Origin of the sequence: methane-oxidizing endosymbiont of Gigantopelta aegis, assembly GCF_016097405.1 — a bacterium.
Taxonomy (GTDB): domain Bacteria; phylum Pseudomonadota; class Gammaproteobacteria; order Methylococcales; family Methylomonadaceae; genus Methylomarinum.
The window spans coordinates 800,575-826,277 of the sequence record NZ_JAEHGD010000001.1 but is presented as its reverse complement, the minus strand read 5'-3'; the positions used below and the strand labels follow the sequence as shown (position 1 = coordinate 826,277).

Annotated in this window: 21 protein-coding genes and 1 pseudogene; 11 read left to right on the top strand and 11 right to left on the bottom strand. The window is 45.7% G+C overall.

What is annotated here, in order from left to right:
• The first annotated feature begins 49 nt into the window (after positions 1 to 49).
• The 3 genes from JEU20_RS04150 to JEU20_RS04140 all read left to right on the top strand — a co-directional run bounded on the left by JEU20_RS04150 (position 50) and on the right by JEU20_RS04140 (position 4,021).
• Positions 50 to 1,675: a tetratricopeptide repeat protein gene (locus JEU20_RS04150; RefSeq protein WP_198243788.1), complete on the top strand. Its 1,626-nt coding sequence runs from the start codon at positions 50 to 52 to the stop codon at positions 1,673 to 1,675.
• Positions 1,665 to 2,330 carry a sensor histidine kinase gene (locus JEU20_RS04145; protein WP_198243787.1) on the top strand — a complete coding sequence of 222 codons (666 nt, stop codon included), beginning with the start codon at positions 1,665 to 1,667 and terminating at the stop codon, positions 2,328 to 2,330. The genes JEU20_RS04150 and JEU20_RS04145 overlap by 11 nt, the downstream gene beginning before the upstream one ends.
• 134 nt (positions 2,331 to 2,464) lie before the next feature.
• A complete protein-coding gene (locus JEU20_RS04140) occupies positions 2,465 to 4,021 on the top strand; it encodes an IS3 family transposase (RefSeq protein WP_198243245.1) in 1,557 nt (518 codons plus the stop codon).
• Positions 4,022 to 4,072: 51 nt separating this feature from the next.
• Here the strand turns inward: JEU20_RS04140 and JEU20_RS04135 are convergent, their stop codons facing one another.
• The 3 genes from JEU20_RS04135 to JEU20_RS04125 form a co-directional block, all read right to left on the bottom strand.
• On the bottom strand, positions 4,073 to 4,888 hold the full coding sequence (locus tag JEU20_RS04135) for an ABC transporter substrate-binding protein (RefSeq protein WP_198243786.1): 816 nt from the start codon (positions 4,886 to 4,888) through the stop codon (positions 4,073 to 4,075).
• A 387-nt stretch (positions 4,889 to 5,275) separates the two neighbouring features.
• On the bottom strand, positions 5,276 to 5,731 hold the full coding sequence (locus JEU20_RS04130; RefSeq protein WP_198243785.1) for a DUF934 domain-containing protein: 456 nt from the start codon (positions 5,729 to 5,731) through the stop codon (positions 5,276 to 5,278).
• Complete coding sequence (locus JEU20_RS04125; RefSeq protein WP_198243784.1) at positions 5,718 to 7,373, bottom strand: nitrite/sulfite reductase; 1,656 nt, start codon at positions 7,371 to 7,373, stop codon at positions 5,718 to 5,720. Before JEU20_RS04125 ends, JEU20_RS04130 begins: the two co-directional genes overlap by 14 nt.
• 253 nt (positions 7,374 to 7,626) lie before the next feature.
• Here JEU20_RS04125 and nhaD point away from each other — a divergent pair, with 253 nt between their 5' ends.
• On the top strand, positions 7,627 to 8,937 hold the full coding sequence (gene nhaD / locus JEU20_RS04120) for a sodium:proton antiporter NhaD (protein ID WP_198245860.1): 1,311 nt from the start codon (positions 7,627 to 7,629) through the stop codon (positions 8,935 to 8,937).
• Positions 8,938 to 9,025: 88 nt separating this feature from the next.
• Positions 9,026 to 10,381, top strand: coding sequence for an AmpG family muropeptide MFS transporter (locus tag JEU20_RS04115; RefSeq protein ID WP_198243783.1), 1,356 nt, complete (start codon positions 9,026 to 9,028; stop codon positions 10,379 to 10,381).
• Here the strand turns inward: JEU20_RS04115 and JEU20_RS04110 are convergent.
• Positions 10,356 to 11,129, bottom strand: coding sequence for an exodeoxyribonuclease III (locus JEU20_RS04110; protein WP_198243782.1), 774 nt, complete (start codon positions 11,127 to 11,129; stop codon positions 10,356 to 10,358). The two genes, JEU20_RS04115 and JEU20_RS04110, sit on opposite strands and share 26 nt — an antisense overlap.
• A 90-nt stretch (positions 11,130 to 11,219) precedes the next feature.
• Here JEU20_RS04110 and rpmE point away from each other — a divergent pair, with 90 nt between their 5' ends.
• Both rpmE and JEU20_RS04100 read left to right on the top strand, forming a co-directional pair.
• A complete protein-coding gene (rpmE, locus tag JEU20_RS04105) occupies positions 11,220 to 11,423 on the top strand; it encodes a 50S ribosomal protein L31 (RefSeq protein ID WP_198243781.1) in 204 nt (67 codons plus the stop codon).
• A 62-nt stretch (positions 11,424 to 11,485) separates the two neighbouring features.
• A complete protein-coding gene (locus tag JEU20_RS04100; protein ID WP_198243780.1) occupies positions 11,486 to 12,799 on the top strand; it encodes a citrate synthase in 1,314 nt (437 codons plus the stop codon).
• A gap of 374 nt (positions 12,800 to 13,173) precedes the next feature.
• Here JEU20_RS04100 and JEU20_RS04095 read toward each other — a convergent pair whose 3' ends face one another.
• From JEU20_RS04095 to JEU20_RS04070, 6 genes are read right to left on the bottom strand one after another with little or no spacing between them, the layout of a single operon-like run.
• Complete coding sequence (locus JEU20_RS04095; RefSeq protein WP_245395095.1) at positions 13,174 to 15,531, bottom strand: penicillin-binding protein 1A; 2,358 nt, start codon at positions 15,529 to 15,531, stop codon at positions 13,174 to 13,176.
• A gap of 32 nt (positions 15,532 to 15,563) precedes the next feature.
• Positions 15,564 to 16,409: a peptidoglycan DD-metalloendopeptidase family protein gene (locus JEU20_RS04090; RefSeq protein ID WP_198243779.1), complete on the bottom strand. Its 846-nt coding sequence runs from the start codon at positions 16,407 to 16,409 to the stop codon at positions 15,564 to 15,566.
• The gene (gene tatC / locus JEU20_RS04085; protein ID WP_198243778.1) at positions 16,410 to 17,162 is read right to left on the bottom strand and encodes a twin-arginine translocase subunit TatC; all 753 of its coding nucleotides are present in this window, start codon (positions 17,160 to 17,162) and stop codon (positions 16,410 to 16,412) included.
• A complete protein-coding gene (tatB, locus tag JEU20_RS04080) occupies positions 17,155 to 17,454 on the bottom strand; it encodes a Sec-independent protein translocase protein TatB (RefSeq protein ID WP_198243777.1) in 300 nt (99 codons plus the stop codon). Before tatB ends, tatC begins: the two co-directional genes overlap by 8 nt.
• A gap of 2 nt (positions 17,455 to 17,456) precedes the next feature.
• On the bottom strand, positions 17,457 to 17,672 hold the full coding sequence (tatA, locus tag JEU20_RS04075; protein WP_198243776.1) for a twin-arginine translocase TatA/TatE family subunit: 216 nt from the start codon (positions 17,670 to 17,672) through the stop codon (positions 17,457 to 17,459).
• A 3-nt stretch (positions 17,673 to 17,675) separates the two neighbouring features.
• Positions 17,676 to 17,999, bottom strand: a complete 324-nt coding sequence (locus JEU20_RS04070; RefSeq protein ID WP_198243775.1) for a phosphoribosyl-ATP diphosphatase — start codon at positions 17,997 to 17,999, stop codon at positions 17,676 to 17,678.
• Between the two features lie 136 nt (positions 18,000 to 18,135).
• Between JEU20_RS04070 and polA the strand changes: the two genes are divergently transcribed.
• On the top strand, positions 18,136 to 20,859 hold the full coding sequence (gene polA, locus JEU20_RS04065) for a DNA polymerase I (RefSeq protein WP_425356674.1): 2,724 nt from the start codon (positions 18,136 to 18,138) through the stop codon (positions 20,857 to 20,859).
• 93 nt (positions 20,860 to 20,952) lie between these two features.
• Here polA and JEU20_RS04060 read toward each other — a convergent pair.
• Positions 20,953 to 22,031, bottom strand: a pseudogene (locus JEU20_RS04060) (ISAs1 family transposase).
• Between the two features lie 187 nt (positions 22,032 to 22,218).
• Between JEU20_RS04060 and JEU20_RS04055 the strand changes: the two are divergent.
• The 3 genes from JEU20_RS04055 (at position 22,219) to JEU20_RS04045 (ending at position 25,703) form a co-directional block, all read left to right on the top strand.
• Entirely contained in the window at positions 22,219 to 23,043 is an 825-nt protein-coding gene (locus JEU20_RS04055; protein WP_198243773.1) for a DUF1775 domain-containing protein, read from the top strand.
• A gap of 214 nt (positions 23,044 to 23,257) precedes the next feature.
• Positions 23,258 to 24,172, top strand: a complete 915-nt coding sequence (locus JEU20_RS04050; protein ID WP_198243772.1) for a lysophospholipid acyltransferase family protein — start codon at positions 23,258 to 23,260, stop codon at positions 24,170 to 24,172.
• Positions 24,153 to 25,703 carry an HAL/PAL/TAL family ammonia-lyase gene (locus JEU20_RS04045; RefSeq protein ID WP_198243771.1) on the top strand — a complete coding sequence of 517 codons (1,551 nt, stop codon included), beginning with the start codon at positions 24,153 to 24,155 and terminating at the stop codon, positions 25,701 to 25,703. Before JEU20_RS04050 ends, JEU20_RS04045 begins: the two co-directional genes overlap by 20 nt.

Sequence of the window (25,703 nt, the reverse complement as noted above, 5' to 3'; positions counted from 1 at the left end):
TCGCCTTGATACCGACAAAAACGAATCTGATAACCTTTTTCTATAGGATATGACTATTAATCTAGCTGACAAAAAAATCCTGCTGATTGAAGATAATCCATTTATGCGCAAATCTATCTGCAGCATGCTCTACACCTTGGATATCGAGCATGTCGTCGAAGCAAGCAATGCAGGAAAAGCATTGGCCGCCATTCGCAAACGCTCTTTTGACATCATTCTGGCCGATTACAACTTAGGTGTCGGCAAAAACAGCCTGCAACTACTAGAAGAAGTGCGTACGCTGAAGCTACTTCCTTTTAAAGCCATTTTCATCATCATCTCCGGCGAACAAACGCCACAAATGGTATTAGGGGCCATGGATGTTAAACCTGATGAATATTTAACCAAACCCTTTAACGCACATCAGTTATCCATTCGCCTGAAGCGCAATTTATTACTCAAGCAATTGCTTTGCCCAATCCAGCAAGCCGTTGACGATAATAATTATGCTCAAGCGATACATTATTGCGATCAACTACTACGCCAAAAAACGCAACATCACCTCATTCTGCTGCGTAAACGGGCGGAATTAGCGCTAGCCATTGATGACTTAACAAAGGCTGAAGAGATTTATCTACAAATACTGCAAAGGCGCGAACTACCTTGGGCACGACTAGGTTTAGGTATTATTGCATTTCGCGCCGGACACATCGAACAAGCGATTGATTTGTTTAACAGTATCTTACAGAAAACACCTTTATTTATCGAATGTTATGACTGGCTTAGCCAAGTCTATCAGCAAATTGATCAACCTGAAAAAGCCGAACACATATTATCAAAAGCGGTAGAGCTTTCACCGAATGCCATCCTCAGACAAAAAAAACTAGGCGCAACAGCTTATCGAAATCAGCATCTTGAGCATGCTGAAAACGCCTTCAAACAAGTGATCAAATTAGGCAAAAATTCCATCCACAAAAGTAGTGGCGATTTTGCCGCCCTGGCAAAAACCTATAACGATAATAATAAAACCCACGATGCTTTTAATGTTTTAAACATGCTGCGCGACGAATTCAGACATGACAGCGAAGCTGAAATACGCGCTCTTTTAGTTGAGTCTGAAATTCACTTGCATCGAAAAGCGCCAAAACAGGCTGACGATTCATTAAATAAAGCCTTGAATTTAAGCCAATCTATCGAGAAAAGCCTGCCAAAAGAACTCCTGCTTGAGCTCAGTAAGACCTGTTTTCTGCATAAAAAAGAATCCTTAGCGCTTGAAATCCTCAGTCCCTTGATTAAAAACCATATTGATGATGAAGGCTTTATTGCAGAAATTCAACACATGCAAAAGCAACTTGACCTTAAGGGCTTTTCAGACAACCTGATCAAACAAACCAAAAAAGAATTAATTGATCTGAATAACCGGGGTGTCGCCTTGTTTGAACAAGGAAAAATTGAAGAGGCGCTGAGCCTGTTTGAAAATGCATTTGAGAGAATGCCGCATAATCAAACAATTTTATTAAATATAATCAAAATCCAGTTGTTCAAACTAAAAACTGAAAAGAATCAACATAACTATCAAAAAATCCAGAATCAGCTTCGCCTAGCTCAAGAGCTTGAGATTCCGCAACAAAAAATAGGCCAATTACAGATAGAAATCAACCAATTACAGCCCCAACACGAAAAGTATGCAAACTAAAAACCATTTTCCAACCCTGTTAGCATCAACTATTCACGATATAAAAAACTCCTTGAGTGTCGTATTGCAGCTAACTCGCATCTTCTCGACCAAATATCAGAACGACCCTAACTTACTGCAACTGGAATTTGAAACCCATCGCATCAACAACAGCCTGATGCAATTGTTGGTCCTATATAAAATTGATCATAACAAATTTCAAGCCGATATTGATGAACACCCCGCCAGCGACATTCTGGCCGAAGTCCGCGCCCAACATATCCTCTTGCTGGAAGGTCGCCACATCAGCCTGTCGATTCAGTGTAAAGCCGACTTGCTGTTTTGCGACAACACTCTAGTATGCAACGCGCTATCTACGCTGTTAAACAACGCACAACGTTACAGCCGCAGCAGCATTTTTTTATCCGCCTACCCCGAAGGCGATTTTATCTGCCTGGCCATAGAAGATGACGGTGAAGGTTACCCGGCCGCCATGCTAGAGACTGACCCTAACGACCTGGACAAGCTTGACTGGATCAGCGGCAATACCGGTCTTGGATTACACTTTGTATCCACTATCGCCGCCCTGCATGAAAACAACGGACGCCGAGGCTACATTAAAATCGATAATGACAGCCGGCTCGGTGGCGCCCGCTTTCGGCTATTTTTGCCGTAATGTACGAGGGAGTCTATGCGATAGAGTAATAGACTCCCCCGAAGTAGAATCGAATATCTACAAGACGCCATACGCCATTATCCCCCTATGTCAACATACCTGTCGCCTAGGAAATTTTAAATCAGGAGACAAAAATGAGCGTATTTAGCCAAGAATTTAAAGTACAATCAGTAGAAAAAGCATTATCCAGAAGACCAGAACAATCGCTAAAGCAAATTGCAGTTACTTTAGGTGTGGGTTACTCCACACTTCAAAAATGGATTCGGTTAGCTAAGAAAAATCAACTCGAAAAAACAGAGTCAAACATGTCAAAAGAAAAAAGCCCTCAAGATTGGAATACAGTAGAACGTTTTGAAGCCATTGTTCATTGTCATCATCTCACCGATGATCAGGCTAGCGCCTATTGTCGTGAACAAGGCATCTACTTACATCATCTAAATACCTGGAAAGCGGAATTTTTGTCAGAATCTAAATCAACAGAATCCGTATATAAACAGGCGCAAACAAAACTCAAACAAGAAAACAAGCGTTTGCATAAGGAGCTAAACCGCAAAGAGAAAGCGTTATCAGAAACAGCGGCTTTACTGGTGTTATCAAAAAGTGCCAAGCGATCTGGGGGAAAAGGCGGCCGATTAATCGCCTACTCAGATCGCCAACACTACAGCGCACTCATTGATGAAGCCGTTGACAATGGAGCGCGGCAGAAATTAGCCTGTGAACTGGTGGGTATATCAGCTCGAACCTATCAGCGTTGGAACCGGGGAGAAGGACTCTCAGAAGACCTACGACTGCACAATACAGCGCCTGTGCACAATCAATTATCCGAGGCCATCAAGCAAGAAATCATCACCGTGATTAATAAACCGGAATACAGCGCTTTAACGCCGCATCAAATCGTTCCGAGGTTATTGGATTTGGGCTGCTATCTCGCATCAGAATCAACCTTTTATCGTGTCATGAAAGCCCACAACCAGCTTAAGCACAGAGCTAAAGGAGCCGCAGGTCAGCATAATAAACCGCAGTCACTCAAAGCCACACAGGCCAATCAAATCTACTCGTGGGATATTACGTATTTATTAAGCCCCGTCAAAGGGCAGTATTTTTACCTCTACATGGTGATGGACATCTATAGTCGGAAAATCGTAGGCTGGCAAGTTCATGATGCCGAATCAAGCGCACACGCTGCTGATTTGATCGAAGATATCGCTCGCCGGGAAAACATCGACAAAAAGCAATTGGTGATACATTCTGACAACGGCAGTCCGATGAAAGGCGCAACATTAAGGGCCAAATTGGTCGATTTAGACATTGCCACGTCGTTCAGCAGACCTCGTGTCAGTAATGATAATCCTTATTCAGAATCGTTATTTAAAACAGTCAAATATCATCATACCTTTCCAGAAAACCCTTTTAAAACATTAAGCGAAGCCAGGAACTGGGTTGAAGCTTTCGTTTGTTGGTTCAACAATGAACATCAACACAGTGCGCTCAAGTTTGTAACACCCAACCAACGCCATAACGGCTTAGACAGCGCCGTACTCGAAAAAAGAAAACGAGTCATCGAGCAAGCAAAAAGAGACAATCCAGAGCGATGGAATGGACGACAAACACGAAATTTAACGCCCATTGGCCATGTTTATCTTAATCCGGATAAGGAAAATTTCAACACAACAGAATGTCAAGCAGCTTAATAAAATTCATTTCGTAAATTATTGCAAAAAATGCGACAGGTTGGTTGACATTTAGCGAGTTGGAGATAACAAGGCTTGATCGTGTCTTAATAAGGCGATATTTTCGATCCGAGAGGGAATTTTGATGCCGTCATATTGTTTGGCCACCGTATCACTTGAGACATGCATGCGCGGTGCAATTTTTTCAGCGGCTTGAGTGGGGTGGGCGGAAAGATAGTCTAAGGCTTTGAAGTAGCCGGAAAGCAATTTCTGAATCGCTTCGGGATATTGATTGGCAATGTCTTTGCGAACGACTAAGACATCAACGATACGATTTGGAATATGGCGGCTATCAAACAGGTTGTTCGCGCCTTGTGCTAATAGCTGTGTTTTGATGGGCTCAAAAGTCACCACAGCATCAACTTGGTGTGTATTAAAGGCTTGTTGATGTTCGTTGGCGGTCAGGGGAATAATCTTGATATCGGCAGACGTTAATTGTGCCTCAGTTAATGCGCTATCCAGTAAAATAGCGCCTACTGCGGTATTTTCAACACCTACTTTTTTATTTTTCAGTTGAGCCAGTGTCTTGATTTCAGGTTGGCCGAGTAGAATATCTGCGCCCTGTGAAAAATCAAAAACCAAAATAATCTGAATGTCATCTTCGGTTTGTTTTAACGACAATGCTTCATCAAGAGTGAGTGCGGCAAGTTCCAGCATGTGATGGCGAAAAGCGTGCATGACATCGGTCGCCGATGGCATTTGAACTAGCTTTAATACCAGGTCATCGTAATAGCCCTGCTTCTGGGCTAGGTGCAAGGTTTCGTAACCAATCCAGATATTACTCCCTAAGCGCAGAGGTTTTTCAGGCGGCTTGCATCCTGTCAGCAAGATAGATAGTCCTATAAACAATAGAAGCACAAATGCTCTGGCTATGTTGCCAAAAAAACTCATAATGGGGCCTACGTAATACTCGGTTTAGTGCAGCTACTCAGCGTATATAAACATTTAATATCAGTTATTTGTTCCAGAAGACGCCGTGAATACATCCTTGTAGGCTTGTAACATGAATGTCACATCCACTTCTCCATAAGAAACTGATATTAAGTTCTTCTTATTCAATTGATTACGCTGTGTAGCCACGGTTTAGTTTTGATTATAGGTTATGCCTTGGTAGTTGTCAGGTGAGGGCAACTGATGTTGAATAGACAATGTGGGGTTGTGTGAAATGTATCACACAGAACCTGAATAATGCTGTCTAGGTTCTGTGTGTATTATTTAAGCGAACAGCAATTCTTGATAACTGACCGAAAAATCGTCCATCAGGGAAATGGCGAGAGGGAGTTGTTTTTCGTTGTTTAATTCAAACGCATTGATGCCAACTTTGGTCATATAAAAAACTTGATCAACCATAAAATTACCGCTAGCGCGAATTTCGCCGGCATACTGGTAACGGTCGCGCAATAGTTTTGCTTGAGAAAACCCCCGGCCATCGGTAAAGACCGGGAAGTGCAAGTCGATCAGGTCAAAATGCGCTAAGTCCTGCGCAATGTCGGCAACATTGTCGCTTGGTTGTAAGCGCAGGCCTAGTTGCGCGACATGTTGCTGTAATTGTGGCTTTCCGGTCTGCCAGCGTGATACGCTGATAATCACGTTACCCGTTGGCAAGGCTTGGTCATCCTCGATAAACGACCAGTTGTTTTCGATAATTTGGCGATCTTTAATGATTTGCATAAACGTGCTCTTTAAAAGGGTCAATGCCAATACGGTTGACAGTTTCAAGGAAGGTTTCTTCTTCGTGTTGGCGCTGTTTTAGGTAAATATCTAAAATCTTACGAATCGCCGGTGTTATTTCATTTTTGGCGACCGCAGGCCCTAAGCGTTTTCCGATGGCTGCTTCGTTTTCAGAAGAGCCGCCTAAGGTGATTTGATACCATTCACTGCCTTTTTTATCGACGCCTAAAATACCGATATGCCCTACGCTTTGATGGGCGCAGCCATTCATGCAGCCAGACATATTGATTTTCAATTCACCGATATCATGAACATAATCAATATCATCTAAAGCCTCGTTGATTTCGCGTGCGACGCCAATGGAGCCAGCATTTGCCAGGCTGCAAAAATCAAGCCCTGGACAGCAAATCATATCGGTTGCCGTGCCGATATTGGGTGTTGCCAGTTTAATGTCGACCAAACGCTGCCATAATGGGAATAAATCGGCTTGTTTGACATCTGCCAGAACCAGATTCTGCCGATGTGTGGTGCGTACTTCGCCAAAACTGTACTGGTCGGCCAAATCGGCGACCGCATCGAGTTGTTCGGCGGTAATATCGCCCGGCGGCGAGTCAGGCGCTTTCAGCGACAGCATAACATTGCGGTAGCCCGGCTGTTTATGGGCGCAAACATTCTTTTCTAACCAGCGTGCAAACGCTGGATTTTGTTGCTGATGAGAGCTTAAGCTTTGATCTTGATTGGCATTCGGATCATAAGCCGGTGGCCTAAAAAAGCTTTTGATATGATCAATTTTTTCTTGTTTTAAGATCAACTTGTCTCGGTTTTTCAGCCATTCCTGTTCGACTTTTTCACGGATTTTATCGATGCCTTCTTCGCGGACTAAAATTTTGATGCGCGCCTTGTATTTGTTATCGCGGCGGCCGTACAGATTGTAAATGCGCAAAATGGCATCGAGATAAGCGAGCAGATATTTGGGCTCCAAAAAGGCTTTGATTTCGGTGCCAATTATCGGCGTTCTACCGAGTCCGCCACCGACTAAAATGCGGAAACCGGTTTCGCCCTGAGCGTTTTTAACGATATGCACGCCAATGTCGTGGAATTGTGTTGCCGCGCGATCCGTTGCCGAACTGCTGACGGCGATTTTGAATTTGCGGGGTAAATAAGCAAATTCGGGATGCAACGTCGTCCATTGGCGAATAATCTCACACCAGGGTCTTGGGTCTTCCAGTTCATCTGGGCAAACACCTGCAAGGTGGTCGGTTGTCGTGTTGCGCATGCAGTTGCCGCTGGTTTGAATGGCGTGCATTTGAACGCTGGCGAGTTCGGCCAGAATATCAGGCACTTGTTCTAATTTAGGCCAATTATACTGAACATTCTGACGCGTGGAAAAATGGCAATAGCCTTTGTCATATTTACGTGCAATTTCAGCCAGCTTACGAACCTGCTTTGAGGCGAGCAAGCCATACGGGATGGCAACCCTGAGCATCGGGGCATGGGTCTGAATATATAAACCATTCATCAGCCGCAGGGCGCGAAATTCATCTTCACCGATTTCGCCTTTTAGATAGCGTTCGGTTTGCCCGCGATATTGGGCCACCCGTTCATCGACAAGCGTTTGATCGATATCGTTATATTGATACATGGACTAGGTAAGATCATTTAATAGGAAGCGTTAATGATATACTGGGATTGATTAAATGACAAAGATAAATAGATGGTGATAATATAGCCGGTTGTTTGTTATTACCATTCTTACGACTCGGTGGGCTGCGCTTTAGCGCTTGCTCTTCCGGTTGAAAAATATTCACAATTTCAATATTTACAAAGGGTAGGGGGTTGTTTTGTTACGCTTAATGATTATTCTGGCAGGTGTCTTGCTAGGGCCGCAAGTGGCAATGGCTGCGGAATTTACCAATCTGGGGCTGACGGGAACAGAGCGGGGAATTTATACCGTTCTGATTTTTATCATTGCCTATGGCTTTGTCATGGCCGAAGAGTTCACTGGGCTACGGAAATCCAAACCGGTTATTCTGGCAGCCGGTATTATTTGGGCGCATGCTGCGATACTGGCGAGCGAGGCCGGGGTTTCAACCGAAGATTTGCATGAAGCGTTTGAATTCAACCTCAAAGAATACGCCGAGTTGATGCTGTTTTTGTTGGTGGCGATGACCTATATCAACGCGATGGCCGAGCGCAATGTATTTGAAGCCTTACGCTCATGGATGGTCAGGCGTGGGTTTGGCTATCGGAAATTGTTCTGGATTACTGGCATTATCACCTTCTTTTTGTCGGCGGTTGCCGATAACCTGACATCAGCCCTGTTGGTTGGCGCGGTGGTACTGGCGGTCGGTGGTAATAATGAAAAATTTGTTTCCATCGGTTTTGTCAATCTTGTCGTTGCAGCTAATGCCGGTGGCGCGTTCAGTCCATTTGGCGATATTACGACCTTAATGGTCTGGCAGGCAGGCTATGCTGAATTTTTTGATTTCTTTAAATTATTTATACCTTCGGTCGTTAACTATGTTGTGCCGGCTGCCATCATGTATATGGCTGTTCCTGATGAGTACCCTGAAGAAACGCATGAGGCGGCTGTCCAGATTAAGCCGGGCGGCATCGTGGTTTGTGTTTTGTTTGCATTGACGATCACCATCGCAGTGAGCTTTAAGCAGGTGCTGCACTTGCCACCTTTTATGGGGATGATGGTGGGCTTGTCTATTTTGATGATATATGGCTACCGCATAAATTTACTTTATGGTTCTATAGAAACGAGTGGCAAATTTGATATTTTTGAAAAAGTCAGAGATGCAGAATGGGATACTCTGTTTTTCTTCTTCGGTGTGGTTTTCTCGGTCGGTGGCTTAGGCTATATTGGTTATCTGGAATTGCTGTCTGGCGCCATGTATGATGGTCTAGGACAAACCGGGGCAAATATCCTGGTCGGTATCTTATCGGCTATCGTTGATAATATTCCGGTGATGTTCGCAGTATTAAGCATGAATTTGGATATGGATTTGTATCAGTGGTTGTTGGTGACCTTGACGGCGGGTGTCGGTGGGTCAATGCTCTCCGTTGGATCGGCGGCAGGTGTTGCGTTGATGGGTCAATCCAATCACAAATACACCTTCTTCAGTCATCTGAAGTGGACGCCAGCGATTGCGGCAGGCTACGCGGCGAGTATTTTTGCGCATTATCTGGTTAATGGTTAGTTCATCGACTGTTTGATATAAAACAGGGCAATCCAATGGGTTGCCCTTTTTTTTGTCTGATGGCGCGTATTATAGCTTGGAGAAGTGTATGGTTATGAAAAAGACCGGCTGGGGTGAATTTAAAATTTATTTGCGGCCGGTTGTGTTGCAGATGGTATTTCTGGGGTTTTCAGCAGGTCTGCCTTATTTGTTGGTTTTTTCGACGCTGTCGGCCTGGTTGCGGGATGAAGGCGTCACTTTGTCCGTTATTGGGTATTTCAGTTGGGTCGGTGTGACCTATTCCATCAAGGTATTTTGGGCGCCGGTTGTCGATCGCTTGCCGCTACCTATGATGACCCGGCTGTTCGGCAAGCGTCGCAGTTGGATGTTGTTGGCGCAAACTGGTATAGCCTTAGGGTTAGTCGGTATGGCCTTGGCCGATCCGCACAGGCAGCTGCAGTACATCGCTTTGCTGGCAGTTTGGGTGGCCTTTTGTTCAGCGACGCAGGATATTGTTGTCGATGCCTACCGGATTGAGGCGGCTGTGCCGGCGTACCAGGGGGCAATGGCCGCCGCTTACGTATTTGGTTATCGGGTTGCGTTATTAGTTGCTGGGGCCGGAGCCTTTTATATTGCCGATTTTGCTGATTGGCGAACGGCTTATTTGAGTATGGCGGCGATGATGTCAGTGGGGGTGATGACCGTATTGCTGATAAAAGAGCCTGCACATGAAGCCGATCGCATTGCGCAGGCCGCGGAAAAGGTGGTTGAAGATGTCTTGGGTGTTGGGAAGGTTCGCTCGCGCTGGAATAAGCTGGTAGCGGCCGTATCCGACGCCATTATTGCACCATTTGTCGAATTTTTTGTTCGCAATGGTAAAAAAGGCATGCTTATTTTGCTATTGATTGCCATTTATAAGCTCAGCGATATTACGATGGGCGTGATGGCGAATCCGTTTTATCTGGACTTGGGTTTTAGCAAGACAGAAATTGCTGAAATCAGCAAAGTTTTCGGGTTTTTTATGACCATATTTGGGGCGTCTTTAGGTGGCGTTTTAGTATTGCGCTATGGCATCATGCGGCCACTGTTATTAGGTGCTATTTTAGTTTCGGCGACAAATGTATTGTTTGCCTTTTTAGCGCTATCGACGCCTGATCTAGTCTTATTAGCGATGGTAATCAGTGCTGATAATCTGAGTGGTGGTATCGCGACGGCAGTTTTTATTGCCTATTTATCCAGCTTGACCAATACAGCCTATACCGCCACCCAATATGCGCTGTTCAGTTCCTTAATGACATTGCCGGCCAAATTGCTCGGTGGCTTTTCTGGTGAAATTGTTGAGCAATTTGGCTATCCGGCATTTTTTGTGTATGCCGCTGCGATTGGCTTGCCAGCTGTCGCGTTGGTCATGATTTTAATGTATGTACAGCGTGACAAGGTTAAAATGGATAGTCGTAATCCATAATTAATGGCGCATGATCCGAAAAGCGTTCATCTTTATAAATACTGGCGCTTAACACTTTGTCTTTTAAACTGGCGCTGATGATCTGGTAATCAATGCGCCAGCCGACATTTTTGGCCCAAGCCTGGCCGCGATTGGACCACCAGGTGTATTGGTCAGCGTCCGAGTTGACCAGCCGGAAGGCGTCGTACCATTTGTTTTCAGCGAATAGCTGATCCATCCAGGCGCGCTCTTCTGGTAAAAAGCCGGAGTTTTTCTGATTGGCTTTCCAGTTTTTTAAATCGATTTCTTTGTGGGCGATATTCCAGTCGCCACAAATAATATAATCGCGTCCATTCTGACTGGCTTGTTCCAGCCATGGCATAAAGCGATCTAAAAACTTGAATTTAATGGCCTGGCGTTCTTCACTGGAAGAACCCGAAGGAAGGTAGAGAGAAATAACGCTTAAATTTCCAAATTGTGCTTCAATAAATCGGCCTTCCGCATCGACATCATCCCAGCCGATGCCTTTTATAAGCGTGTCGGGTTCTTTTTTGCAGTATAGCGCAACACCGCTATAGCCTTTTTTTATGGCGTCATGATAATAACAATGATAACCTGTCGGACAAAAGACGTCGGCGCTTAATTGATGTTCCTGGGCTTTGGTTTCCTGAATGCAAACAACATCGGCATTTTGCTGTTTGAGCCAGTTAAAAAAGCCCTTGCGTTCAGCGGCGCGAATGCCATTGGCATTAAAAGTAATGATACGCATAATAAATGGTAGTTGCGATTTAAGTTGGGACGTCGTATTATACGCAGTTCTCTATCAAGTATGTAACCCGTTTTGGGCATTGTGAACATTATGAAACCAGAAATTCATCCTGAATATAAACAAATTACAGTTACCTGTGGTTGCGGTAATACTTTCCAAACAGGCTCGGTATTGTGTAAAGATTTGCATGTGGAAGTATGCTCATCTTGCCATCCTTTTTATACCGGTAAGCAACGTGTTGTCGATACGGCAGGCCGTGTTGATAAGTTCCGTAAACGTTTCGGAAAACAATAAGTCTGTTTCAGGCCGCGTTTTTAGTATTTAGGTTTTAACCACCCTGACAAGAGATTCTGATTATGTCGCAAGATCAAGATAAAGCAAAAATTATCCTTGAGTCCGGTCAACAAGCGGAATTACCACTGGTCAAGGGGACTAAAGGCGAGGCCGGGATCGATATCGGAACCCTGCATAAACAATTGGGGCTGTTTACCTATGACCCTGGTTTTATGTCGACGGCCAGTTGCAAAAGTGCGATTACCTATATCGACGGAGAAAATGGCGTTTTGCTTTATCGGGGTTATCCGATCGAGCAACTGGCCAAGAACAGTTCATTTCTGGAAGTCGCCTATTTATTGATGAATGGCGAGTTACCTAAAGACGATGAATTGGCAGGGTTCGTCGATGAAATAAATCACCATACGATGCTGCATGAGGCATTGCGGAGCTTTTTTGATGGCTTCCATTATGACGCACATCCGATGGCGATGATGGTCGGCGTCATGGGGTCGTTGTCGGCGTTCTATCATAGCGAACTGGATATGAACGATCCCGAACATCGGCGTATTTCTGCCATGCGAATGTTGGCAAAAGTGCCAACGATTGCAGCAGCTTGTTATCGCCATTCGGTTGGCTGGCCATTCGTTTATCCTCGAATGGACTTGAGCTATTGCGAAAATTTTCTCAACATGATGTTTTCGTTGCCATCGCAGAAATTCATCGATAAAGAAAATTATATTGACCCGGTTGCGGTAAAAGCATTGGATGTTTTATTTATCCTGCATGCCGATCATGAACAAAATGCCAGTACCTCGACCGTGCGTTTGGCCAGCAGCACTGGTGCTAATCCGTATGCTTGTGTGGCGGCGGGTATTTCAGCGCTGTGGGGACCTGCGCATGGCGGTGCTAACGAAGCCGTTTTGAGCATGCTGGCTGAAATCGGCACAGTTGACCGTATTCCGGAATTTATTGCGCGTGCTAAGGATAAAAATGATCCATTCCGTTTGATGGGCTTTGGCCACCGTGTGTATAAAAATTTCGATCCACGTGCAACTATCGTGCGCGAAGTCTGTCATGAAGTGCTGGAAAAATACACTCTGGATGATCCAATGTTTGAATTGGCCATGGCGTTGGAAGAGTATGCACTGAAAGATGAGTATTTCATTGAGAAAAAACTCTATCCTAATGTCGATTTTTATTCAGGCATTATCTATAAAGCATTGAAAATTCCGGAAGAAATGCTCACTGTCATGTTTGTGATTGCACGCACGGCCGGTTGGGTATCGCATTGGCTGGAAATGATGGCAGAACCTACGCGGCGTATCGGTCGACCCCGTCAAATCTATACTGGCTATGACCGACGCGATTATGTCGCACCTGAAGAACGACAATAATTCTTGTTTGCTTAACGATTGTTCAGATCGTTTTGATGCATTTCGTGGTCCCTCTATCGGTAATTGTTTCGTGCGTTACTCTTTTCTCTATAGTCATCCAATTATCTATTGATCTAATAACTGATGTTACGCAGTAACTCTTCCCTCATTCCCACGCAAGAGCGGGAACCAGGGGAGAACCCTGTGCGCTCTGTGTCGATAAGAAAAAGAGCCCAGAGATGGCTTTTTCTTTCTCGGTAATGGTGGACGGGGAATCATGGAAATGAAATTAAAGAGCCACCGCGTAACATCAGTTAATAATCAAAGTTTACGTGACGTTGATGTAAGGCGAATGTTTTGCTTGGTGTTGTGCTCAGGCTATTGTGCGCTAATGGTTAAAACAAGTCCTCATCGTCCTCCGTTGTATTTAATTCATCATTCAGCATAGGTGCATATTGTCGTGGCGCATGAGAGCGACGAAAATATTCCCATACACCTAAGCTGTCCGCATTAGCGCGTAAGCCTGTTTGTGGATCAATTCGAACGCGGATAATGTTTTCAGGGGGGATAAGCTCTTTTTCGGGTTTGCCATTCAATGCCGTGCGCATAAATTCAATCCACATGGGCAACGCCGCGCGCCCGCCGACTTCACCTCGTCCTAAAGGGGCTGGATTATCCAGACCAACCCAGGCGGTGGCAGCAATATCGGGGGTAAAGCCATTAAACCAGGCATCACGTTGATCATTGGTAGTGCCGGTTTTTCCTGCCAGGTCACTGCGATTCAATACCTTTGCTTTGGTAGCGGTGCCGCGGCGGACAACGTCGCGTAACAAATCATTCATCAGAAAGTTGATCTGCGGTGAAATGATGCGTGGAGCTAGGTGTTCATTGTCGCTGACCGAAATACATTCACCCTGACAAGCGATGAGGGGCCGGGCTTGAAACAATACGTTGCCCTCATAATCTTCGATGCGATCGATAAAATAAGGTGTGATTAGAAAGCCGCCATTAGCGAATGTGGCGTACAGACGTGCCATTTGTAGGGGCGTAGCATAGCCGCTGCCCAGTGCCAGGGATAGGCTGTTAGGGATTTGATCTGGATTGAAGCCGAAACGTAGGGCGGTCTTGGTCACTTCTTTTATCCCTAAGCTTTGTAACAGACGAATCGAGATCAGGTTGCGTGATTTTCTAAGCCCAGTTCGCAGAGGCGTTGGTCCGTAAAATTTACGGCTGTAGTTTTCGGGGCGCCAATCGGCATCCGGGGTTTCGTTATTCATGACGATAGGTGCGTCATTGATAACGCTGGCGGCGGTAAAACCGTGTTCCAATGCGGTGGTGTAAATAATGGGTTTGAAGCCAGAGCCGGGTTGGCGTTTGGACTGGGTAACGTGATTGAATTTATTATAAAAGAAATCATAGCCCCCCGATAACGCCAGGATACTACCGTCTTCAGGATATAACGCAACAAAGGCGCCCTGAACTTCTGGAATCTGCGCTAGGGCCCATTGACCATCAGCCAATTGTCTAACCCGAATCAGGTCATTGATTTGGAAAATATCATGGGTTGATTTAAGTTCCGCCCCTAAGCGATAGCGGCTTTTAAAAGGGCGTGCCCATTTGATATGTTCCCAGGCCAGTTCAATCTGGCGCTGGTCGCTTAACAAGGCCGTAGCTGTTTTGTCGGTTAATGCAATAATTTTTGCCTGCTCGGTTGCGCCGACTTTTTCAGCCTTAAAGTCAGTGTTATCACCAATATTTTTGTGTGGCAGACTACGGTAACCATGGCGTTCGTCATACGCATGCAATGTGTTTCTCAATGCTTCAGTGGCAGCTGTCTGTAGTGGGCGGGTAATGGTAGTGTAAACCTTCAAGCCGCGGGTATACGCGTCATCGCCATATTGTTCATATAATTGTTGACGTACCATTTCGGCGATATACGGTGCATTCAGTTCAATATTGTTTTTCTGTGATGCCAATGCTGCCGTGACAGGTTGAGCTATCGCTTTATCGTAATCAGTTTGATTGATGAAGCCGAGTTTGAGCATTCTATTGAGCACATAATCCCGGCGTTGTAATGCGCGTTCAGGATTGGTGACGGGGTTGTAGAGGGAGGGCGCTTTAGGCAATCCTGCAATCATGGCCATTTGCGCTAGGGTCAATTCATTGAGCGGCTTGCCATAATAGGTTTCGGATGCGGCTGCAACACCATAGGCGCGATGGCCGAGATAGATTTTATTCAGATAAAGTTCAAGAATTTTATTTTTGGAATAGGCGCGTTCTATTTCCAGTGCAAGCAGAATTTCTTTTAATTTGCGAATGTAGGTTTTTTCCCGCGTTAACAGAAAGTTACGCGTGACCTGCATGGTGATGGTGCTGCCACCTTGTTTCTTTTTACCGGTCAAGGCCAGTTGCAGGGCGGCGCGTATCAGGCCTTGGTAATCAACGCCGGGATGATCGTAGAAACGGGCATCTTCAGCCGCCAGAAAAGCGTGAATCAACTGTTCTGGGGCATCATCGATTGTAATCGGAATACGTTTTTTCTCACCAAAGCGGGCAATTAACAGATTGTCTTGGCTGTAAATGCTCAAGGGAATCTGATATTGCACATTTTCCAGCTGCTTGATATCGGGCAGTTCTTTTTCAAGTTGCTGTACAAAATGCCAGGCAAATACCGTGGCGGCCAATGTGCTGATAACAAACAACACGAACAGCCATTTGACCGTGGTTTTTATAAATGATCCAAAACGTGACACGATGATTAAATTGGAGTAGTCAGAAGCATGGGTTAGTGTTTATTCCGAGCCGCTAGGCGGGGAATGTCGCGAGCGATAAACAGGGCCGGGTCAACTGGAGACTTATTCAGGTAAACAATCCAGTGCAGGTGCGGGCCAGTAACGCGGCCGGTGTCGCCGACAGTACCGATTTGCTGGCCTTGTTTGACCTGATCACCGGCTTTGACCTGGATGTGGTTTAAATGCAAATAGGCACTTAACAGGCCCTGGCCATGATCGAGGAAAATAGTATTGCCATTGAAATAATAATGCCCGGTATTGATGACGGTTGCATCGGTTGGTGCCAGTACCGGGGTGCCGGTGGGGGCAGCGATGTCCAGTCCGTTATGTGGACGCTTGGGAATATCATTAAAAAAGCGTTTTAAACCAAACAGACTGCTAAGGCGGCCATCGACAGGCGTGATAAAGTCCAGTTTGGCAGGTGTCTCACTCCAGACTGATTTGGCTTTAGTCATTTCGACTTTGTCAGCAGCAATTTTTTTCAAATCGGCTTTGGTAAAACCTGTGACCATACGTTTTTTCGTAATCGTCAGGCGCTGTTCCGGATAGGCTTTGTCATGAACGGTAAATGCGATGTCGGCGCTTGTATTGTCAGCAGTAAATACGGTGAGTGTATGTTTGCCAGGTTTGAGCGACAGAGGCAGGCCGACCACCGCCAGCCAGCGATCGTCATGAGCTGTGATCAGAACTCTGTGCTGTTGAAAAAAAACCCGGGGTTTAGACTGGTGTGTTGACCCTAGTTCGATTTCGACAATACCGCCTGGCACCGCAAGCGCTTTGGGCAAGGGGGTAGCCTGAAGTGGTAATGCCAGCAGCAATAACATAAGCAGTTTAATCATTTATAGTGTTTCTTCCATTTCGGAGCCCCGTTTTTTGACAAAAAAACGGGAAAACAATAAGCCCATTTCAAACAATAACCAGATAGGAACGGCCAGCAGGGTTTGTGAAATGGCATCAGGTGGTGTTAAAAACATACCGATGACAAAAGCCCCGACAATCACATAAGGGCGTTTTTCAGACAGGCTTTGCGTTGTCGTGATGCCACTCCAGACCAGTAAAATGGTGAATATGGGGACTTCAAATGCCATGCCAAAGGCAAAAAATAGTGTCAGCACAAAATCCAGGTATTTGCTGATGTCAGTCATCACGGTGACACCCTGAGGCGCGGCTGCGGTCAGAAAACCAAAAACCAATGGAAACACGACGTAGTAAGCGAAGGCGACGCCAGCAAAAAACAGCACGGTGCTGCCAACCATCAGTGGCAGAATCAGTCGTTTTTCATGGCTGTAGAGACCTGGTGCGATAAACGCCCAGAATTGATACAAAATCACCGGCATCGATACAAAAATGGAGGCTACCAGCGCCAGTTTAAACGGCGCAAAAAAAGGCGATGCCACATCGATGGCAATCATGGTGCTGTTATCCGGCAAGTGTTTCAATAACGGCCCGGACAAGAAGTGATAGATTTCATTGGCGAAGGGCGCCGCAGCAAGAAATACCAGTAACACGCATAAGACGATTTTTAACAGTCGGTTGCGCAGTTCAACCAGATGGCTGATGAAGGGTTGTTCTTCCAGAGATTCGTCAGTCATGCGTTTTTTCAATATCCCGAACAGATTGTGTGACGTCGTTATTGAGTGCCTCCAGGTGTTTTTCACCTTCGCTCATAGCCTTTTCCAGCTCGGCTTGTTGCTGCATGATTTGGCGTAATTCTTCGGCCTGTAATTCCTGTTTGATTTCGGCCTTGACGGAAGCCACCATATTGCGCGTTTTTCCAACCCAGAAGCCGGCGATGCGGGCGGCTTTGGGTAGATTTTCAGGGCCGATGACTAACAGGCTGACGAGTCCGACCAGGCATAATTCCCAGAAACCAATATCAAACATGATTAAACGTTTTCGTGGTCTTTTTTATTCACTTCACCTTCCAGGGTTTGGCCATTTTCCTGTAAATTCGTATCGTTTTCGCTGCCATCTTTAACGGCTTTCTTAAACCCTTTGATAGCGCCACCCAGGTCTGAGCCTAAGTTCTTCAAGCGTTTGGTGCCGAAAAGCAATAAAACAATGACCAAAACAATCAATAATTGTGTCACGCTGATGCCCATGTGTTACCTCTTTTGTGTGCGTTGTGCTTTTTCTTCCAGCCCTGACAAGCCGAAACGTCGTTGTAATTCGTTTAAAACATCCTCAGGACCCAGACCAAGCTGCGCCAGCATGACCATGGAATGGAACCAGAGGTCGGCAGTCTCGTAAATGATCTGCTCGGCTTCACCATTTTTGGCAGCAACGATGGTTTCGGTGCATTCTTCGCCGACTTTTTTCAAGATATGGTCCAGGCCTTTATGATAAAGACTGGCAACATAGGAACTGTCGGCCGATTGAGATTTACGCTGTTCAAGAACGTCTGCCAGTTGCTGTAATACGTCGCTCATTTGAGTGTGTTGTCTGATAAAAGTTGCATGATTTTTGATTATAACCGTTTCCGGAATAAAACCGTAATCGTGACAGGCTTGCGGCATCCTTTAGCAGGCTGTATTGTTGGACTGAAATTTTTGATTATCCTCTGGAATGATGACTGAACAAAATAATAAAAAACTGGTATTGGTGGATGGCTCCTCATTTTTATTTCGTGCCTATCATGCCATTCCACCGCTCACTAATGCCGAAGGCATGCCAACCAACGCCATTTATGGTGTGGCGAATATGCTAAAAAAATTGCTGGCTGAGCATAAAACCGATCATTTTACCGTCGTTTTCGATGCCCCCGGTCCCACATTTCGACATGAAATGTATGAAGAATATAAATCGCACCGCCCGCCCATGCCCGATGATTTGCGAGTACAAATCGAGCCCTTGCATGAGTTGATTCAGGCGATGGGCATTCCATTGATTATGGAACCGGACGTGGAGGCCGACGATGTCATTGGTGCGCTGGCCAGACAAGCCGAGCAGCAAGGCTATGATGTGGTGATTTCAACGGGCGATAAAGATATGGCGCAGCTGGTTAGTGACAAGATTATGCTGGAAAACACCATGTCGGACACCCGTATGGACAGGACGGGGGTGATGGAAAAATTTGGTGTCAATCCAGAACAGATTATCGATTATCTAGCCTTGATGGGTGACAGTGTCGATAATATTCCGGGTGTTCCGAAAGTCGGGCCAAAAACGGCGGCGAAATGGTTGAAGCAGTATGGAACACTGGAAAATCTGATTGAACATGCCGATGAAATCAAAGGCAAGATCGGTGAAAATTTACGTCAGCATCTCAGTGAGCTACCGCTATCAAAAGCTTTGACGACGATTAAATGTGATATTCCCATTTCTTATTCGCTGGACGATTTAAAATGTCGCCAGCCAGATTTGTCAAAGTTGAAGGAATTAGTGGCAAAATTAGGTTTTTCGACCTGGTTACGGCAATTAGAAGATATTGGTTTTGGCCGGCAAGACACGCAGGACGCTGAAAATAGCCCGCATTCTATCGAGGCCGATTATCAAACCATTTTGACTGAAGTCCAGTTAGACGATTGGTTGGCGCAGCTACAACAGGCAGAGTTATTCGCTTTCGATACCGAAACCACCAGTCTGGATTACAATCAGGCTGAGATTGTCGGCGTGTCGTTTGCTGTTACCGAAGGTGTTGCCGCCTATTTACCGCTAGCGCATGATTACCCGGATGCACCGGAACAGTTAGACAGAACGCAGACTCTGGCGCGCCTGAAGCCGCTGCTGGAGGATGCACAGCAGGCTAAAGTGGGCCAGAATCTGAAATATGATGCCAATGTACTCGCTAATCATGGCATTGAGTTACAAGGCATGGCGCATGACACCATGCTGGAATCGTATGTGTATAACAGTACGGCGACTAAACATAATATGGATGACCTGGCCAAAACCTATCTTGGTCTAGATACGATTCATTATGAAGATGTCGCCGGGAAAGGCGTTAAGCAATTGCCCTTTCAGCAGGTGCCATTAGAGCAGGCGGCACCGTATGCGGCCGAAGACGCCGATATTACCTTGCGTTTGCATCACGTTTTGATCGAAAAGCTGCAGCAAATCCCGACGCTTGAAGTGGTGTATCGGGATATAGAGATACCACTGGTGCCGGTGTTGTCGCGGATGGAGCGAACCGGTGTATTAATCGATCGCGATATGCTGGCGCAACAAAGCATGGTGCTGGCCAGTAAAATCACATCCATAGAACAACAGGCGCATCAGATTGCAGGACAAGTTTTCAACCTGGGTTCGCCAAAACAAATTCAGGAAATCCTGTACGACAAATTACAACTGCCGGTATTAAAAAAAACGCCGAAAGGACAACCCTCGACCAATGAAGCCGTGTTGCAGGAACTGGCGCTGGATTATCCGTTACCGAAACTGATATTAGAATACCGCAGTCTGAGCAAACTGAAGTCTACCTATACCGACAAGTTGCCGCAGCAGATCAATCCAAAAACAGGCCGTGTGCATACCTCCTATCATCAGGCGGTCGCCGCGACCGGTCGTTTGTCCTCATCAGACCCCAATCTGCAAAATATTCCGATTCGTACCGAGGAGGGGCGCAAGATCAGGCAAGCGTTTATCGCCCAGGACGGCTATAAAATTGTCGCCGCCGACTATTCCCAGATTGAATTACGCATCATGGCGCATTTGTCGGGAGATGAAGGGCTGCTGAACGCTTTTTCGCAAGGCATCGATATTCATAGCGCTACTGCGGCGGAAGTTTTTGACGTACCGCTTGAGCAAGTCACGCAAGATCTCAGGCGCTCGGCCAAGGCTATCAATTTTGGTTTGATTTATGGCATGTCTGCCTTCGGTTTAGGCCAACAACTCGGCTTGCCCCGGAATCAGGCGCAGGAATATATTGATTTATATTTTGAGCGTTACCCAGGGGTGAAAGCTTATATGGATAAAATTCGGCAGCAAGCGCATGAGCAAGGCTATGTTGAAACCTTGTTCGGCCGCCGGTTGTATTTGCCCGAAATCAAGTCCCGAAATGCGGCTCGTCGCCAATACGCCGAACGCACCGCGATTAATGCGCCGATGCAGGGGACGGCGGCGGATATTATCAAGCGTGCGATGATTGCGACCGACCAATGGATTTTACAGCAAGCGCCTGATGTCAAGATGGTCATGCAAGTCCATGATGAACTGGTTTTTGAAATAGCTGAAGCACAGCTCGATGCCAGTATCGACATCATTCGCGATAAAATGTGTACGGCTGCCGAGCTGGATGTGCCGTTGTTGGTTGAAGTCGGCGTGGGTAAAAACTGGGATGAAGCGCATTGATAACTAAACTATGTTATTTAACGTATCAAAAATGAGGTATAACACTCATTTTTGATTCTCTTTGAAAGTGTTCATTTGTCAGGGCAATCGGGTTTAAATTACACCAAGAATCTTGAGTAAATAATCATTATCCCACCCTGCCATCATTCGCTTGGTTTTTACACCGACTTTGGCCGTTTCCTCGGCTTTTATTAAATTTAAGGCCATGTGTCGAATGACAGCTAAGTTTGAAGCACTATATCCTTTGCGGGTTCGGTTGCTATCCTCATCAAAAGCAAGATCAAGAACCCAATGCAAGTTATTTTCAATCGCCCAATGAGCGCGAACAGCATGCTCTAACTTGTTTGGATCGTTTGCGCTTAAACTGCTTATAAAATAGCGTGTTTCCTCGGTTATTTTTTCATCCACTTCTCTTGTGGCTGTGACGGCAATAATACTTTTTAATCCTGACCAGGAATGCTCCTTTTTAACCATTCAATCTCATCCGTGACACGAACAGAACGCGTTTCAATTCGCCCATGCTCACCATTGACGGTTTTTGTGGCAATTTCTGGCGATAAAGCGGATGTAAAATAGGCCTTTACATCCTCATGTAAGGTGCCATGATTTCCTTTTAAACTCAAAACATAGTCACCGCCTTGGTCGATAATCTGTTTGGCTATTTTCTTTTGGCACCCCATTGCATCAATTGTAATCAAAGCGCCTGCAATATCCAAACGCGACAGAAGTTTGGGTATGGCCGTAATTTCATTGGATTTATCATCCACTTTCGCCTGACCTAAAACCAAACTGTTTTTCCGCGACCAGGCGCTCACCATATAGATGGCTGACTTATTTGAGATTGCAATAATATCTTCTTCAACCAAGTCCGCTAGATCGGCCACCCAGTTTGAGAAGCATTGACTAAATTGTTCCGTATCTATGGCGGCAAAAACAGCACCCAACGTATCATGTGAAGGGATTCCATTTTCTAAACCAAGCTGTTCAGTGAACCAGCTTTCTTTAGCCTTTCCAAATTTTTCAATGGCCACCCAGTTATCGGCTCCACAAATAGTCGCACACAAGGTGATGAAAAATATATCAGTGAGTTGATGCTTCTTTCGCCGATCTACTCTTGGATCAGCAATCGTTGAAAAATGGTGGATAATTGAGGCCGTTGGGGTAACTGTCATTTATAATCAAAATGATAAAACCAATACCTTATCTAAATTATAATTTCAACCCTTTTTTAAACCCGATTGCCCTGGTTCATTTGTGTTAATGTATTGAATTTAAAATGAATTAATTGTTTGGTATGAATGATGCTTCTTTGTTTAAAGGAAATTTTTCCTGTAAACCTGTAAACAAAAGGAGTGCTCAATGTTGAAAAAACAATTTTATAAAACGACGGCAGCCTGTCTGATGGCGGTTGCTAGCAGTTTGGCTTCGGCTCATGTGAACATCGCGACAGAAAATCTCTTTTCATTGGGTGATGATGGCAGAGAATATCTGGAGGGCAAAAGTGCCTTCATTAGCCTGAATCTACCGCATAGTTGTTCGGATGCAAATCGTAATCATTATCCAACTACAGATGTGGTGTTGATTTTGCCAAATTCGATGGCATTGTCAGCGGATTTTTATACCAAAAATCGCCATACCGGAGAGATGTATCCGGCTAATGCGGTGATGGGTACTAAAGCCAGAGTGTCCAGAAACTGGCGAAAAGTCAAGGTTGTCAAAGGAAATGTCAGTCCTTTCTACAGTCATGGATTGAAAGATACGGATACCCGGGCAATCAAGTGGCTAGGTGGGCATGTTGATAACGATCATTACGATAACCTGGAAATCAAGACTAAATTTCCTAAAATTGATCCAGCCAGTTGTGTGGGTGAGTTGAGAGTGGAAATGCCGGCAATACAGTATTGCAAGGAAGGATATGTGACCGCTTGGATTGGCACGACTGGATCGGCGAGATTCCCGCAAGATGGACCTAAATTGCGCCTGGAAGAAACTTATGTGCCTTATTTCAAAGTCGTCAGAGATGTTACCAAAAACCCTTATCCGGCAAATTGCGCGGTGGATGATCAAGGTAATGTCATTGCAGAGAGCCAAACAATCAGGCCGACTGATGCTGATATTGATATCTTTGGTGGCAGAGATCGTCATGAAAAGAAACATAAGGATGACAAGGAAGATAACGATTAAGATGTACACTAGCAAATTATTTTTGGCACACCAGAAATTTGCAAAACGATCAATGGAACCACTCTCATTTTTCATCAAATCTTGATGCTATCAACACGGGCTTGTTTCCCGTTCTATAAACACAAGGATGTGTTTCCTCTCTAAGCGGATGTTGTCAAACAGACCCAGAAACCATATTATGATTGGTTTGATTTGAGCAATCGAGCAAACAATCATGGCGCATTGGTCAACGATTCAAGAGCGTGGCGTGGTCTGGGGAATGCGCTTTTTGTTAAAAGTTTATTTATTGGCTGGCCGCAAGGTGTTGCAGTTTTTTTTGTATCCTGTCGTCAGTTATTATTGGTTAATCAATCGTAGCGGGCGGGAAGCCAGTCAACAATATCTTCAACGGGTTAAAACTGTTTTTCCCGATATGCCGATTGAAAGCGGTGTTTGGGGCAGTTACCGGCATTTTATCTGTTTCGCCAATAGTATGGTCGATAAACTGGCTGCCTGGAGTGGCGCGTTATCGATGGATGATGTACGTTATCATGGGCGCGAAGCGGTGCAGAAATATTTGTCGCAAGGACAAGGTGTACTGATGTTGGGGTCTCATTTGGGAAACCTGGAAGTTTGCCGAGTGATCGCCTGGATTGGCAAGCGGGTGACGGTGAATGTGTTGGTGCATACCCGGCATGCGGAAAAATTCAATAGCGTATTAAATGAAGTCTCGGCAGGCAGCCGCATGAATCTGATTCAAGTGACTGAAATCAATGCGGCGACGGCGATGCTACTGGAGGATAGAATCAATGCGGGCGAATTAGTCATTATTGCCGCAGACAGGGTGCCAGTGACAGGCCAGGGACGTGTGGCTGAGGCAGAGTTTTTAGGTAAGACAGCCTTGTTTCCTCAAGGGCCTTTTATTTTGGCCTCGTTGTTAAAATGTCCGGTTTTCACGCTGTTTTGTATTAAACAAGAGGGTGTGCATCATATTTACTTCGATCTATTTAGTAACAAATTGTCATTTCCACGAAAACAGCGGCAGCAGGCGATTACGTCCTGTGTGCAAAAATATAGCGCTGTTTTGCAGCGTTATGTGAAAAAAGCGCCATTACAATGGTTTAATTTTTATGATTTTTGGCAAAGCTAAGGACACCGAGCGAGCAATGAGGATTGATGGGCAGGCGCTGACGATCGAAGACATTTGGCAGATTGCGACACAAAAACAAGCTGTGCAATTAAGCGATGATGTCGGTTTTGTGCGTAGAATCGATCGTGGTGCTGAATTTATCGACCAGTTATTGCGGGAAGAAGGCGTCGTTTATGGTGTCACGACAGGCTATGGTGATTCCTGCACGGTTGCGGTGCCGTTAGATCAGGTTCACGAATTGCCTAAGCATCTGTACACTTTTCACGGTTGTGGTTTGGGGGATTATTTTTCTCCAGAGCAAACGCGAGCCATTTTGGCGGTGCGGTTGCAGAGTTTGGCGCAGGGTTTTTCCGGTGTGCGCTATTGTTTGTTGCAACAGATTGTACAATTGTTGCAGCATGATATTTTACCCTTGATACCGCAGGAAGGTTCGGTCGGTGCCAGTGGTGATTTAACCCCGCTGTCTTATCTAGCCGCCGTACTGGCAGGCGAGCGCGAGGTCATGTATCAAGGTGAAAAGCGCTCTGCCGAGCTTGCTTTGCAACAGGTCGGGATAACACCGTTGACGTTGAAGCCTAAGGAGGGTTTGGCGCTGATGAACGGTACGGCGGTGATGACGGCAGTCGCCTGTCTGGCCTGGCAGCGCACGCATTATCTGGCGCAATTATGCACACGAATTACCAGCCTGGTCTCAGTTGCGGTGTTAGGCAATGCGTATCATTTTGATGAAAAATTGTTTTCGGTCAAACCGCATCAGGGTCAAATTAAGGTGGCGGCGCGGATTCGAGGTGATCTGCATATTACGACAGAAACACCACGGAATGACACCCGCTTGCAGGATCGCTATTCTATCCGCTGTGCACCGCATGTCATTGGTGTGGTGGAGGATGCGTTGCCGTGGTGGCGGCAATTTATCGAAAATGAGTTGAACAGCGCTAACGACAATCCGATTATTGATGCAGAAGGCGAGCATGTGCTGCACGGTGGTCATTTTTATGGTGGCCATATTGCCTTTGCGATGGACAGTATGAAAACGGCGGTGGCCAATATGGCAGATTTATTGGATCGGCAAATGGCGCAATTGACTGATCCAAAATTCAATCATGGTTTGCCAGCTAATCTGTCTGGTGCAATGGGCGATCAGAAGGTGCTGAATCATGGTTTTAAGGCTCTGCACATCGCGGTATCGGCGTGGACTGCGGAGGCGTTAAAATTGACTATGCCGGCCAGCGTCTTTTCCAGATCCACCGAATGTCATAATCAGGATAAAGTCAGCATGGGCACGATTGCCGCGCGCGATTGCATTCGGGTGCTGGAGCTCACCGAACAGGTCACTGCCGCAATGTTGATGGCCTCGGTGCAGGCGGTGAACTTGCGCGGGGAGCAGGTGATTCTAAGCAAGTCATTGCAACAAACCTGCCGGCAGGTGGCAGCATTTTTCCCTTTTCTGGAACAGGATAGGGCGTTAGATGCTGCATTACGCCAGGGTGTTGCCTTGATTCGCGCGCAACATTGGAGCCTTTATGACTGA